Genomic DNA, 12996 nt, shown 5'->3' with positions numbered 1-12996 from the left:
GATGAAAATCTTTGAGCAAGAGGTCAAAAAGCTTTTAAGCCGTTATTCTGTACCGGAAGCGCCTGAACCGCAAAGTGATTTAGATGAGGTTGCGCGGATCGATGTACCGTCCGGCCAGACGAAAAAAATATCCCGCCGGACAGTAGAGATGCAGCAGGGGTTAAGCCTGGAGGAGCTGGATCAACAAACAGAATACCGCCGCAGAAGAAGTATACAGCAGCTGGACTGAACAAATCAGGAGGAATTATGTCAACACAGTTTCAATATAAAGATTATGTTTTTTCCATTAATCCCAACCGTTTTGAAATTTTCCGCGGCAGGATTTTAAAAACCTTTCAGCCTCCTATGGTAAAGGACGGGGTATCTCCCCGGGCGATTATCCAGCCAATTGGATTGGAGCCAATTTCTGTTACCGGGGAAGGAGAACTGGTTGGAGAAAACCCAATGGAGGAATACGCGAGATTATACCAATTGTTTCTGGAGGAGGGAAGCGGGCTGCTGTCGCTGCCCAGTCTCACCCCTTTTTACTGTTATTTTGAGTCCCTGCGGATGACAGGGCAGGCCGGGCCGAATGTTTTAACCTATGAATTTGCTTTTTTAGAGGATTGCGAAAAAAATCAAGTATCGTTAACTTCCACTGACCGATATTATCTCAGCCGCCGCGGCGATACCCTTTCCTTGATTGCGGTGAAATGCGGAATAACGGTTGAACAATTGCTGTCAAGCAATCCTTCTTTACAGTCCTCGGAAGAGCTGGAGGAGGGAACTATGGTATGGCTGTAGCCTTAGCCCGGAATGCTGTTGTCATTGGCATTGACCAGAATGGCGGAAGAATAGTCTTCCAGAAAATTGTCAGCCTTGCATTTGAAAGCGACCGGTATTCTCCGGCGGATTCCCTGTCCTTTACCGCGCTTGACGCCGTCTCAGACAGATTAATTGTCCGGGCTGAGCTGGCGCTGGACGGGAAAAAGGTCTTTGAGGGGATTGTCGATGTGCAGAGGCAGACCATCGGCCAGAACGGGAGCTGCCACAGCTTCGTCTGCCGGCGAGATACCTGCCGGATGCTGGACAATGAAGTGAAGCCGTATTGGTATTTTAACCTGACTTCCGACCAGCTTATCAAGACGCATGCGCTGCCCTATGGCGCGTCGGGCGCCTCTTTGCCGAAATCTGCGGTTCTGCCGCAGATTTTGGCAAAGAAGGGAGCCTCTCATTGGGAGTTTATCACATTGTTTTGCAGGCTGGCCTATCATAAATCTCCCTATATTGACCGCAATGGAACGATAACCTGCGAGCCGTTCCAGGAAACCGAGCATTGTTTTTCCAATCGCCGTGCGGAGGGGATTCCTTTTACTGAGGCAGTCCTAACCGACGACCGGTATCTGCTGCTCACTAAGGTATGGGTTAAGACGGGAAAGGAGGAATATGGGGCGGCATATCAGTATGTCCTTTCAAATCCTCCGGCGGCGAAGCTGGGAATTCTCCGGGAGCGTTACTATAACCCGGAAAACGAATGGAAGGGCGAGTCCTCGCTGGCCGCAAGACAGTATTATGAAGACAAGCAGGCGGGCAGCTTTGAGATTGAGTTGACTGTCCCGGGGTTTTACGATATCCATGCCGGGGACACCGCGCGGTTTGATGACCCGAGGGGAAGCTACAATCATCTTTATGTGACCAGGGTACGAATAAGCAGCGACGCCTCCGGAAACATGACTAAGGTCACCCTTTGGGATCAGTACGGATTAATCAATCAGTAAATGGGAAAGGAAAGATGGCAGAGATGATTCATCGATTTTGGGAGAAAAGGACAGAAGAATACGCGGGCCGAGGGTCTGTTATGCGGTCGGAGCCAGGTGGCCTTGGAATCGCCGCTGAGGTGGACGCCCAGAAACTGGAATCGGTTCATCCATACGGTATTTATGCGGTTCCGTGCGAGCAGGACGAGGTGCTTGTCCTTCCTACGCAGGACGGAAAATATGTTCTGCTGGGTGTTCTGTCAGAGGATCAAACGGTTTCGGCTGGAGAAATCCTCTTAAAGTCAAAGAGCGGCGCCTATCTGAAGCTGCGGCGGGACGGCTGTGCGGAACTCAACGGATTGGTTATAAAACCGGACGGGACGACAACATAGCAGGAGGAAAATGCAGATGGATAATTTGATCGCGAACGGCGATATGGTAATCAGCGCAGACGGCAGCCCGGAGATGGTTTCCTGGTTACAGGAGCTGATCCAGCGGGCAATGATCCGCTTGACGGTTGCAAAGGGCAGTTTTCCATATGACATGGAGCTGGGCAGTACGATTACCCGGCTTGACCTAAACCAGACGGATGAATTTGTGCTGCTGGCGGCAGTGAGAGACGCGCTATCTGATCTCAGCGAGGTGACTGTTTCCGGCGTGGAAAAATCCGTTGACCGGAATACGCAGACCCTTTATCTAACCGTTTATCTGAATATCAGGGGCAGGGAAGCAATGCTTGAATTAAACCAGCAGCTTTGGTAAAAAGGAGGATCATACTTGGAGTTTGAAACAATCTATCAAAATATAAAAGCCTCGTTTGAGGAGCAAACAGGATACCCGGTATTGGACGATACCGATTTGGGTATCCGAATGAAGGTGGTGGCGGGGGAGCTTGCCCATATTTCACAGCAGATTGCAGACTGTGAGAAACAACTGTTTCCCCAAACCGCTACCGGAATCTATCTGGAGCACCATGGTGCCTGCCGGGATATCTACAAAAAGCCGGCCGCCGCTGCTAAGGGGACGCTGCGGTTTTCCCGCTCCAGCGCTGCGGCCCAGGATATTGCGATTCCTTCTGGGACGCTCTGCACCTCCTCTTCCGTCGGGGGAACCATGTATATGACGGAAGAAGACAGGGTTCTGGAGAAGGGGAAAACCTCGGTTGATGTTCCGGGTATTGCTGCCGAACTGGGAACAGGAGGAAATATCCTGGCCGGAAAAATTGATACGCTGGTCAGCACTGTTGCTGGAATCAGCACCGTAACAAACTCCTCCAATTTTTCCGGCGGGATGGCGGAGGAGAGCGACACTTCCCTTCGGAAACGGATTCTGGAGTCCTTTATCAACACATCCAATGGGGCAAACGCGAAGTTTTACAAGGATTTTGCCCTGAAATATGACCAGGTATCCTTTGCCAATACGGAATACCAGGCCGGCAACAACGTTTTAAAGCTCTATATTTCAGATTATTTCCGAATGGTTGACAGTGATTTGGTTACACAGCTCCAAAACGATATCCAGGCTGAAAAGGAACTGAATGTCAATGTCCAGGTCGCGGCGGCAACCCCGGTCACGCAGAATATAGAAGCAACGATCTATGTTACCGAGACAAGGAACACCAGCCGAAAACAGTCGGCTGCCGTTTCTTACCTGATGCAAAAAATATATGAACTAGGAATCGGGGAGTCCTTTAACCCCTATTCTATTGCCCATGACATTACCGATCAGATTGGGGACGTCCTGGCGATTTCGTTTGAGCAGCCCTCCACAATGGTAGAGATTTCAGCGGGACAGATCATTGAGCCGGGTATGATCAATATCAGTGTGGAATGTCTGTAGCTTTGCGGGAAAGGAAAGGTCATCAGGATGAATGCTTATCAGCGTATGTGTACGCAGCTAAAAACAACCGGACTTTACCGCTTGGACAATACCACAATTGTCGAAGCGGAAATGAAGGCCTATGCGGATGTAATGTCCCAGTTGCAGGAACAGCTTCAGGCAATCCTTAAGAATGGTTTTTTTGATATTGTCAATGGGACAATGACAGAAAAATTTGATATCCTGTTCGGGCTTCCGGTACATTCCGATCCAAATGTGCCGGAATCGGAAGGGGAACGGAAAGACAAGATTAAATTAATGAAGCGCAGGCTTGCTGTACGGAATACGGATTTTTACCTCCAGGCAATGAAGGATCAGCTAGAACTGGGCGGAATCAAGGCAAATCTGACGGAAAGCCCGGAGAACCGCGAGGTACAGGTCACGATCCTGGAAGATCAGAATTACTTTTTACAGAATTCAGAAAAGCAGGCATTTATTCAAAGTATTCTGCCCTGCCATGTAAAAGCGGTTGTCACCTTTTTAGAATAAAAATTTTGTCAAAAATACTTGACAAATGCTGGAAAGCGGGATATAATATAGAAAAAGAACAAATGTTCTTTTTGGAAGAAATAGAAACGGAGTGGGAAAAATGAAAAAATTTATGATGCTGATTGCTTTTGTTGGTTTTATATTTCTGGTTGGCGCTGCCGGCGGATATGATAAAGAAGCTTTTACCTTTGCAGAAACGATTGTAAAATGTGTGTTGGGCGGGGCCATGATGGCGGCAGGTGTGTTGGGTATCCGCGCGGTTGATGTATTACGGAAAAGAAAAGCAGTGAACGAGCGGTATCAGAGAATCCGTACTATCTGTGATTATGAGGCAAACCAGCTTAGAAGAACCGTTTGATTTTTTTGGAACATATGTTTATATCCTGCTATTGATGAAGGAAACAGGCTGTGAGAAGCTATCTCACGGCCTGTTTCTTTCCTTTTGCCGACTTTACATGGATTTAACAAAAGATAGATTTTACAATTAACCTTTCCATATTACAATAAAAATGTAAAAACGGTGTTTATCTATTGTTGCAGATTTTACCTGGTTCCCTGTAAAGCCCGCCTGGAACCGGGAGAACCGGATTGAAGACATACGGAAGGGCAGAAGACAGGGAGGTTATCAGATCAAGATGAGAGCACAATTTAATGAACAACTGGAGAAGATGCATGTCGAGCTGATTAAGATGGGGAGCCTTTGTGAAGAAGCAATTTCAATTTCTGCAAAATCCTTGTTAACGGAGGAACGCTCCTTTCAGGAAAAAGTAAAGGAACTGGAAATTGAAATCGACCAGAAGGAAAGCGAGATTGAAAGCATCTGTATGCGGCTGTTGCTGCAGCAGCAACCGGTGGCGCGCGATTTAAGGAACATTTCCTCCGCGATGAAAATGATTTCTGATATGGAGCGGATCGGGGATCAGGCCGCTGACATTGCTGAATTATCGCCGTTTATTGCAAAAGGCTGGACGCAGAGCACCCTGCATCTTGGCGATATGGCAAGAGCCGCGGTGAAAATGGTAACTGACAGTGTAGAAGCTTTCGTCAAAGGAAATCTCGATCTGGCCCGTGCGGTAATCCGGATGGATGACGAAGTGGATGCACTTTTTAACCAGGTTAAGCAGGAAATCACGGAACTGATCTATAAGCGGGAAGTGGAAGCCTCCCTGCCGTTAGATCTTCTGATGGCGGCAAAATATTTTGAGCGGATCGGCGACCATGCTGTCAATATTGCGGAATGGGTAGAATACTCCATTACCGGGATTCATAAAAAGTAATATTTATTTCGGCCGGTTTTATGCTATAATAAACTTGAACGAAACAGGATTTTATACATGGCCATTAATGTAATTGTCATTGGCAGAGAACTGGATAAAATAGGAGGCATGAGATGGTTTATTTTGTAGAAGACGATGACAGCATCCGGGAACTGGTAACCTATACGCTGAACAGCCAGGGGATGGAAGCGGAAGGGTTTGCGCGGCCTTCCGAGTTTTGGGAAGCCATGTCAAAAAAGCAGCCGGATTTGATCCTCCTGGACATCATGCTGCCGGAAGAGGACGGGATGAGCATTTTAAAGAAGCTCCGTACTTCGGCGGCTACCAAAAAACTGCCTGTTATGATGCTCACCGCCAAAAACAGCGAATATGACACAGTACTGGGACTGGACAGCGGGGCAGACGACTATATTGCAAAGCCTTTCCGCATGATGGAGCTGCTTTCCAGGATTCGGGCGCTGCTGCGCAGGGCGCAGGAAAAACCCAGCTATGAAGAGTATCGGGAAGGGGATTTGTATGTCTGCCCTTCCAAGCATATTGTAACGGTCTGCGCCCAGCCAGTAACACTGACGCTCAAGGAATTTGAACTGTTATGCCTGTTTTTGCAGAACAAGGGTTCTGTATTTACCCGGGCGCAGCTGCTCGACCATATCTGGGGCTACAGCTTTGACGGGGAAAGCCGGACGGTTGACGTTCATATCCGGACGCTCAGGCAGAAGCTTGGCTCCTGCGGTGCAATGATTGAAACAGTACGCGGTATCGGATATAAGATAGGAGGAAACAGCTAGTGACAAAACGTATTTTTCGCTCTATTATTACAGTAGCTGCCCTGGTACTTGTTTCATGTTTAATTTTTATCATGGGCGTCCTGTATGAATATTTCAGCGGGCAGTTCCAGAAGGAGCTGCAGCAGGCGGCGGATTATATTGGGACTGCGGTAGAACAGGAGGGTTTCGGCTATCTTGACCAAATTCACAGCGATGAAACAAGGGTGACCCTGATTGATGCAGACGGAACTGTCCTTTTTGACAATACGGCAGACATAACGTCTATGGAAAACCACCTCGACCGGGAGGAGGTTCAGGAGGCGCTGAACAAAGGAACGGGAGAGAGCTACCGTTATTCGGATACGCTGTCTGAAAAGACCTTTTATTATGCAGAACAGCTGGAAAATGGGATGGTTCTAAGGGTTTCTGGCACACAGTATTCTGTGCTTACCCTTATTTATGGAATTCTCCAGCCGCTTGCAATTGTGTTGATTATTCTAATTGTGCTGTCCGCAGTTTTTGCGAACCGTGCCGCAAAAAAAATCGTGCAGCCAATTAATGCGCTTGACCTGGAGAATCCGCCTGATGACGCATATGACGAGCTGGCGCCGCTTTTGATGAAAATCCGGCGGCAGAAACGGATGATCAAATCACAGCTCAGGGAAGCGAAAAGGAAGCAGCAGGAATTCTCTATGATTACGGAAAATATGGAGGAGGGTTTTTTGGTCATTAATTCCAAAACCGACCTTCTTTCCTATAATTCCAGCGCCCTGCGGATTTTAGGAGCCAAAACCGAGGAGGCAAAGGAAAGCGTGCTGGCGCTCAACCGAAGCGCGCCCTTCCGCCAGGCTGTGGAGCAGGTGCTGGAGGGCGTCCATCAGGAAACGCTTTTGGATATCCAGGGCGGAACCTATCAGCTCATTGCAAATCCTGTTTCGCAGGATGACGAGGTAACCGGTGCGGTTCTGATCCTGATGGATATTACAGAACGCACCCAACTGGAACGGATGCGGCGGGAATTTACCGCGAATGTATCCCATGAGCTCAAAACGCCTCTGACCTCTATTTCCGGTTTTGCCGAAATCATCCAGGACGGACTGGTAAAACAGGAGGACATTCCTGCCTTTGCCGGAAAAATCTTTACCGAATCGCAGCGTTTAATCCGGCTGGTGGAGGATATTATCAAGCTTTCCCAGCTTGACGAAGGCTCGGTACCGTACCAGAAGGATCTGCTGGATTTATATCAGATTGCCATCCAGGTAGCCGCGCAGCTTCAGCCGCCGGCGCAGGAATCCGGAATTACGGTGGCTGTAGAAGGGGAACACGCTATCATTTCCGGCGTGCGGCCAATTCTGGAAGAAGTCATCTTTAACCTGTGTGATAATGGAATCAAATATAACCGCCCGGGCGGAAGAGTTACAATCCAGATATCCGATGAATCAGACCGGGTTTCCCTGACTGTCTCGGATACCGGAGTAGGGATTCCCTTGTCTGATCAGGAACGGGTGTTCGAACGGTTTTATAGGGTAGATAAAAGCCATTCCAAAGAAATTGGCGGTACCGGTCTGGGGCTGTCGATCGTCAAGCATGGCGCCGCTTTTCTCGGCGCGGAGCTAAGCTTAAAGAGCGCTCTTAATCAAGGAACCGCTATTACCCTGACTTGGGAGAAATAAAGAGAAAAAACGTCCAGCAGATATTATCCGCTGGACGTTTTTTCTCTTTATCGCTGTTGCGAGGAAAGATTCGGCCTTTCAAATTTATTCTGCAGCTTTTGGTGCAAAGGGCAGGTATTCAAAGCGCAGGCTGTCAAAGATGCCGCGGTGGGTCAGGCGCGCCTCCGGAATCACCGGCAGGGAAAGAAAGGAAAGGGTCTGGAAAGGGTCGTGCTGTTCCTCCATCCCCATTTTCCGGACAGCCTGGATAAAAGACGTGGTCTGCTTTTCCACAAGGTTTCCGTCCTGGTCGGACATCAATCCGCAGACAGGAAGCGGAACAGCCGCCATTACCTGGCCCTCCAGCACCGCGGCATAACCGCCCTGCATTTGTTCCAAGGTTTTGATAGCTAGAAAAATGTCCGCGTCATTATCTCCAATCACAATCAGGTTATGGGAATCATGCGCGACGGTAGAGGCCGCCGCACCATGTAAAGAAAATCCCTTTACTACTCCGAGTCCTATAGAAGGGGTTGCATGATGCCGTTCCAGTACCGCTACTTTACAGTAGGTTTGGTTCGGTGTGAAGATACCGTCCCGGTGAGGGAGCGGTTCCCAGAGAAGCCGGGTGTTGATCTGGCGTGGGATTACTTCAATGACCGGGTATTCTCCCTCGCCGCAGGGGAGGATAAGCGAATCCATGCTGTACTTGGATAGGCGTACCGTATTCATTAGAGTATGGGGAATCTGCGGCGCCGGCTGTGCTTCTCGTTTTACCGGCCTGCCTTTGTGATAGACCGCGGAGATTTCCGTTTCAAGCAGGCTGTCCAGCACTACAAGATCAGCCTGGTAACCTGCCGCGACAGCGCCGAGGTGCTTTAGCCCGTAAATCTGAGCCGGGTGAAGGGAAGCGCATAGATAGGCTGTAATCGGGTCGACGCCCAGCCGGATCGCTTTTTTGATATGCCGGCTGATATGTCCCTGCCTGCGGATGCTGCCGATATGCCGATCATCGGTACAGAAGGCGATCCGGTCAAAGTCCAGGTGGTTTTGAAAGACAGCGTTTATTATTTCCTCCAGGTTCTTTGCCGCCGAGCCCTCTCTTGCCAGAAGGTACATCCCGTTTCGGAGCTTCTCCGCCGCTTCTTCCTGTGCAGAGCATTCATGGTCGGTCATGACCCCTGCCAGGAGATAAGCCTGCAAATCCTTTCCCGTCAGAAGCGGCGCGTGTCCGTCAATCGGCTTGTCAGCGAAAAGCTGTAGTTTTTCCAAAAGATCGGGATCGCCTTCCACCATCCCCTGATAGTTCATGACCTCTCCCAGACCGAGAACATGCTCCTCTCCCTTTAACGCTTCAAGGCTGTCGGCATTCAGCGTTGCGCCGTTGATGTCAAATGGGGTAGCCGGGACGCAGGACGGGAGCATAAAATAAATATTGCAGGGCAGGTTTTGTGATTGGGAAATCAAAAAACGGATTCCGTCAAGGCCGGATACATTCCCGATTTCATGCGGGTCGGCAATGACAGTCGTGGTTCCCCAGGGCGCAATTTCCTGCACAAAACAGGAAGGGAGGAGCATGGAAGATTCTATGTGAAGATGAGCGTCAATCCAGCCCGGAACAATGAATTTTCCGGTACAGTCCACTTCCTCAAGTCCTTCGTACGTTCCAACACCGACAATTGTACCCTTGCAGATTGCGACATCCTGCTGGAGCAGTTCCTTGGTAAAGACATTCAGCACAACCGCGTTTTTCAGTACCAGCTCAGATGGGATGATTCCCCGCGCGGACTGCATCATTGCCTGTGACATCATATTGATCGCCCCTTTCCGATGAATGGTTGATGAGATTAATGAATAAGCTCTAAAATCTCTTTCAGCTTATCTGCTGGTATCTGCCCGGGAGCGGAGGCGGCGCCTGACGTCCCAAATGTCAGGCAGGAACCGAAGCGCTCGCCGCATAACCGGCTGATGACGCCCAGCTTACCCATTGACATGGTGATCAGCGGACGTCCGGTCTGAGACGAAAAGGTCTCGGTTGCTCCGAGAAGGGTTAAAACATCCCGGGCGCTGTTGGGCATGACTGCGATTTTCGGGAGATCAGCTCCAAGCTCCGACATATGATTTAAGCGGGACAACAGCTCCTGCTGATCCGGCGTTTTCTGGAAGTCGTGGTTTGAAATGATAACGGTTACGCCATGCTCCCTTGCAACAGAAACGAGATTGGCAACGAGCTCATCTCCCATAAACAATTCGATGTCAATACCGTCCGCCAGACTGCTGCGGATTACTGTTTTCAGCAGAGAGGCATATTCCAGTGCAGAAATTTCTCGTTCTCCGCCTTCCTGCTTTGTCCGGAAGGTAAAAAGAATCGGTATTTTTCCGAGAGCTGTGCGAAGCTGTTTTAAGGCTTCCAGGACAGCGAGGGGATTAAAAATGTCCTGGAAGAAGTCCGCGCGCCATTCCATGAGATCAAGGCACGCGGGGGTAAATGCAGAGGCCTCCTGCAGCAATTTTTCCAGTGTAGCGCCGGTAATTGGAATACAAATTTTTGGTATTCCGGTTCCAAACCGCAAATTTTTCATTGTTACTATTTTCTTTTCCATCATCGTTCCCCAGTTTATTAAGTTAATCTTATTATAATACAAAACAGATCATTTGATAAGACAAAATTTGAAAAAACTGATTCTTTATTGCACAGAATAGGAAAATATAGTATACTAAATTATTAAGATCGTTGCATTCAGAAAGGTAAAATCATGGCCGAAGAGATTATAAAAAATCAAAGTTATGAGGTTTCCATTTCCGGCATGACCTCGGAGGGAAGCGGCGTCGCCAAGATTGATGGATTTGCCGTATTTGTTCCCAACACAGCAGTGGGAGACCGGCTGAAAATAAAGATTGTCAAGGTGCTCAAGCACTATGGATATGGCATTGTGCAGGAGATTCTGACGCCTTCGCCAGACCGGATTGCCAATCATTGTCCGGTTTATTTGCAGTGCGGCGGATGCTGTTACCGTCATATTTCCTATGCGGCGGAGCTTCGGATCAAGGAGCGGCAGGTAGAGGATGCCTTTTTGAGAATCGGTGCGATCCCGTTAAAACCGGAACCGATTGTCGGATCAGAAAGGGAAGAGGAATATCGCAATAAGGCGCAGTTCCCGATTGGGCTGAATGATGACCGGAAAGCGGTCACCGGCTTCTTTGCAAATCGCAGCCATCGAATTGTCAAGTGTACAGAATGCAGGCTTCTGCCGCCTGTATTTAATGCCATTGCCAGGGATGTAGTCCGTTTCATCAATAAGAACAGGCTGAAGGTATACGAGGAAAAAACGGGACATGGCGTATTCCGGCACATTTACCTGAGACAAGCGGAATACAGCGGCGAAATCATGCTTTGTGTTGTTGCTGCACAGCCGGAGCTGCCAAAGGAAGCATTGCTCGTCGAGTTTATAACCGAGCGTTATCCGCAAGTCAAGACGATTGTGGTAAACCATAATCCCGATCAGACCAATGTAATTCTTGGCCGGAACGAGCGGGTGATTTTCGGAAGCGGTGTCATTATTGACCGGCTCTGCGATGTTTCAGTCGAAATATCACCCAAGGCATTTTACCAGGTTAACCGCAGGCAGGCAGAGCGGCTGTATTTGCAGGCCATTGACTATGCGCGGCTAACAGGCGATGAAACCTTGTTTGACCTTTACTGCGGAATTGGAACCATCGGGCTTTCTGCAGCCGGCCGGGTGCGGCTGCTTGTCGGTGCGGAGATCGTGCCGGAGGCAGTTGAAAATGCTAACCGCAACGCCCGGCTCAACGGCTTTTCCAACACTCGTTTTCTCTGCGGTGACTGTAAAGAGGCTGTCCGGCAGTTGGAACAGGAATCGATCCGTCCCGACGTTCTGATTGTCGATCCTCCACGGAAGGGATGTGATCCTGATGTGCTGGAAACAATTGTTCGTTTGTCTCCTGAGCGGGTTGTGATGGTTTCCTGCAATCCGTCGACAGCAGCGCGGGACTGCCGGCTGCTGCAGGAACAGGGTTACAGGGTGGTCAAATACCGTCCGTTTGACCTGTTCCCGCGTACAAAGCATGTGGAGACGGTTGCATTATTAGTAAAAGAATGAGGCTTTGGCCCTTAGTGCGGGCTAAGAAGAGGATATAATGAAAAACGGGAAAATTTTAATTATTACCAATACGATTTCTGATGAGATTAATGAGGGGCAGCAAAAACTGACCTATCAATTGGTCAGTAAGCTTGCCGGAAGCGAGCGGGTGGACTGGGTTACGTATGCGATGAAATGCAGCCGGGCAAGCCGTCATTTTCCTTCTATCCTTTCTCCGGCACTGCTTTGGCAGATGATTCGCCTGAAATACCGTTATATTCTGTTTGTTCCGGTGGATGTGGAAAAGCCCCATTATTGGCTGATGGCGAAATTCCTGTCTGCCATTTTTCGGAAGAAAGTGGGTCTGTTAATCGGTTGGTACCATAAAAAGGAACCGCCCCATCAGATTAGTTTCTGCAGGCCGGATTTGTTTATTACAGCTTCCGATATCTGGAAGGTCTTTCAGGAATATCCGGGACGGAAATTTCAAATTCAATCCGCTGTAGATACCAAGATATTTTCTCCGGTGAGCCAGGAGGAAAAATTGAGGCTCAAAAAGAAGCTCGGACTCCCTTTAAACGAAAAGGTTGTGATGCATGCCGGACATCTGACCGAAGGCCGAAGGCTTGGCTGGATGGCGGAGCTCCCGAAAGGATACCGCGGCCTTTTGCTCCGATCCACCTTCCATGAGCAGGTGATGCCGGAGGCCGAAGATTTATATTTCAGACTGTTAAACCGAAAGAATGTAACGATTGTCGAAGGATATCTTGCACATATTGAGGAATATTTCCAGGCAAGCGATGTTTATGTTTTTACAGCAGACGAGACCGGTGCAATCAATGTACCGCTGTCGGTGTTTGAAGCGCTTTCCTGCAATCTGCCGGTGGTTTCCACCCGGATTGGCGAGCTGGAAAATATTCCCCAGGGAGAAGGGTTGTTTTACGTTTCGGGCGAGGATATCGAAGAAACGATACGGACAATTGACAAAGCCTCTAAAATAGAAGAGTGCCATACTAGAGATAAGGTAAAGCAGTACGACTGGCAGTATGGCCAGGAAGAGATGTCGCGAATCTTATTGGGAGAAAAGGGTCAGTAAT

General features: G+C 49.0%; 15 protein-coding genes. 13 read left to right on the top strand and 2 right to left on the bottom strand.

From position 1 onward, the window contains the following. Position 1 precedes the first annotated feature (1 nt). The 11 genes from CZ360_RS12560 (at position 2) to CZ360_RS12510 (ending at position 7820) form a co-directional block, all read left to right on the top strand. On the top strand, positions 2–229 hold the full coding sequence (locus CZ360_RS12560; RefSeq protein ID WP_077534564.1) for a hypothetical protein: 228 nt from the start codon (positions 2–4) through the stop codon (positions 227–229). Positions 230–246: 17 nt separating this feature from the next. Beyond that, on the top strand, positions 247–783 hold the full coding sequence (locus CZ360_RS12555; RefSeq protein WP_077534563.1) for a LysM peptidoglycan-binding domain-containing protein: 537 nt from the start codon (positions 247–249) through the stop codon (positions 781–783). Further along, positions 774–1757, top strand: coding sequence for a hypothetical protein (locus tag CZ360_RS12550; protein WP_077534562.1), 984 nt, complete (start codon positions 774–776; stop codon positions 1755–1757). The genes CZ360_RS12555 and CZ360_RS12550 overlap by 10 nt, the downstream gene beginning before the upstream one ends. Positions 1758–1780: 23 nt before the next feature. Further along, a complete protein-coding gene (locus CZ360_RS12545; protein WP_143530251.1) occupies positions 1781–2128 on the top strand; it encodes a hypothetical protein in 348 nt (115 codons plus the stop codon). A gap of 16 nt (positions 2129–2144) precedes the next feature. Next, complete coding sequence (locus CZ360_RS12540; RefSeq protein ID WP_077534560.1) at positions 2145–2498, top strand: hypothetical protein; 354 nt, start codon at positions 2145–2147, stop codon at positions 2496–2498. A 15-nt stretch (positions 2499–2513) separates the two neighbouring features. Further along, positions 2514–3575 (top strand): baseplate J/gp47 family protein, encoded by a 1062-nt coding sequence (locus CZ360_RS12535; RefSeq protein ID WP_077534559.1) that lies wholly within the window; start codon positions 2514–2516, stop codon positions 3573–3575. Between the two features lie 27 nt (positions 3576–3602). Continuing rightward, positions 3603–4103: a hypothetical protein gene (locus CZ360_RS12530; protein ID WP_077534558.1), complete on the top strand. Its 501-nt coding sequence runs from the start codon at positions 3603–3605 to the stop codon at positions 4101–4103. A gap of 100 nt (positions 4104–4203) precedes the next feature. Then, on the top strand, positions 4204–4461 hold the full coding sequence (locus CZ360_RS12525; RefSeq protein WP_077534557.1) for a hypothetical protein: 258 nt from the start codon (positions 4204–4206) through the stop codon (positions 4459–4461). A gap of 277 nt (positions 4462–4738) precedes the next feature. Further along, positions 4739–5380 (top strand): phosphate signaling complex protein PhoU, encoded by a 642-nt coding sequence (gene phoU / locus CZ360_RS12520; RefSeq protein ID WP_077534556.1) that lies wholly within the window; start codon positions 4739–4741, stop codon positions 5378–5380. A 113-nt stretch (positions 5381–5493) separates the two neighbouring features. Continuing rightward, on the top strand, positions 5494–6168 hold the full coding sequence (locus tag CZ360_RS12515) for a response regulator transcription factor (protein ID WP_077534555.1): 675 nt from the start codon (positions 5494–5496) through the stop codon (positions 6166–6168). Next, positions 6168–7820, top strand: a complete 1653-nt coding sequence (locus CZ360_RS12510) for a sensor histidine kinase (protein WP_077534554.1) — start codon at positions 6168–6170, stop codon at positions 7818–7820. The genes CZ360_RS12515 and CZ360_RS12510 overlap by 1 nt, the downstream gene beginning before the upstream one ends. 84 nt (positions 7821–7904) lie before the next feature. Here the strand turns inward: CZ360_RS12510 and ade are convergent, their stop codons facing one another. Then, positions 7905–9611, bottom strand: a complete 1707-nt coding sequence (ade, locus tag CZ360_RS12505; protein WP_077534553.1) for an adenine deaminase — start codon at positions 9609–9611, stop codon at positions 7905–7907. A 35-nt stretch (positions 9612–9646) separates the two neighbouring features. After that, positions 9647–10381 (bottom strand): type I 3-dehydroquinate dehydratase, encoded by a 735-nt coding sequence (gene aroD, locus CZ360_RS12500; protein ID WP_229408055.1) that lies wholly within the window; start codon positions 10379–10381, stop codon positions 9647–9649. A gap of 174 nt (positions 10382–10555) precedes the next feature. Between aroD and rlmD the strand changes: the two genes are divergently transcribed. Next, entirely contained in the window at positions 10556–11920 is a 1365-nt protein-coding gene (rlmD, locus tag CZ360_RS12495) for a 23S rRNA (uracil(1939)-C(5))-methyltransferase RlmD (RefSeq protein WP_077534551.1), read from the top strand. A 37-nt stretch (positions 11921–11957) separates the two neighbouring features. After that, entirely contained in the window at positions 11958–12995 is a 1038-nt protein-coding gene (locus CZ360_RS12490) for a glycosyltransferase (protein ID WP_077534550.1), read from the top strand. Position 12996: the final 1 nt, after the last annotated feature.

The organism is Massiliimalia massiliensis, assembly GCF_900155615.1.
GTDB classification, from domain to species: Bacteria; Bacillota; Clostridia; order Oscillospirales; family Ruminococcaceae; genus Massiliimalia; species Massiliimalia massiliensis.
This window is presented reverse-complemented; position numbering and strand designations above follow the sequence as displayed.

Coding starts and splice junctions, on each gene's coding strand:
- aroD (WP_229408055.1), bottom strand. CDS start 10,381: ATGAAAAATTTGCGGTTTGGAACCGGAATACCAAAAATTTGTATTCCA.
- CZ360_RS12560 (WP_077534564.1), top strand. CDS start 2: ATGAAAATCTTTGAGCAAGAGGTCAAAAAGCTTTTAAGCCGTTATTCT.
- CZ360_RS12530 (WP_077534558.1), top strand. CDS start 3,603: ATGAATGCTTATCAGCGTATGTGTACGCAGCTAAAAACAACCGGACTT.
- CZ360_RS12525 (WP_077534557.1), top strand. CDS start 4,204: ATGAAAAAATTTATGATGCTGATTGCTTTTGTTGGTTTTATATTTCTG.
- CZ360_RS12540 (WP_077534560.1), top strand. CDS start 2,145: ATGGATAATTTGATCGCGAACGGCGATATGGTAATCAGCGCAGACGGC.
- phoU (WP_077534556.1), top strand. CDS start 4,739: ATGAGAGCACAATTTAATGAACAACTGGAGAAGATGCATGTCGAGCTG.
- CZ360_RS12555 (WP_077534563.1), top strand. CDS start 247: ATGTCAACACAGTTTCAATATAAAGATTATGTTTTTTCCATTAATCCC.
- CZ360_RS12515 (WP_077534555.1), top strand. CDS start 5,494: ATGGTTTATTTTGTAGAAGACGATGACAGCATCCGGGAACTGGTAACC.
- CZ360_RS12490 (WP_077534550.1), top strand. CDS start 11,958: ATGAAAAACGGGAAAATTTTAATTATTACCAATACGATTTCTGATGAG.
- CZ360_RS12545 (WP_143530251.1), top strand. CDS start 1,781: ATGATTCATCGATTTTGGGAGAAAAGGACAGAAGAATACGCGGGCCGA.
- rlmD (WP_077534551.1), top strand. CDS start 10,556: ATGGCCGAAGAGATTATAAAAAATCAAAGTTATGAGGTTTCCATTTCC.
- ade (WP_077534553.1), bottom strand. CDS start 9,611: ATGATGTCACAGGCAATGATGCAGTCCGCGCGGGGAATCATCCCATCT.
- CZ360_RS12550 (WP_077534562.1), top strand. CDS start 774: ATGGCTGTAGCCTTAGCCCGGAATGCTGTTGTCATTGGCATTGACCAG.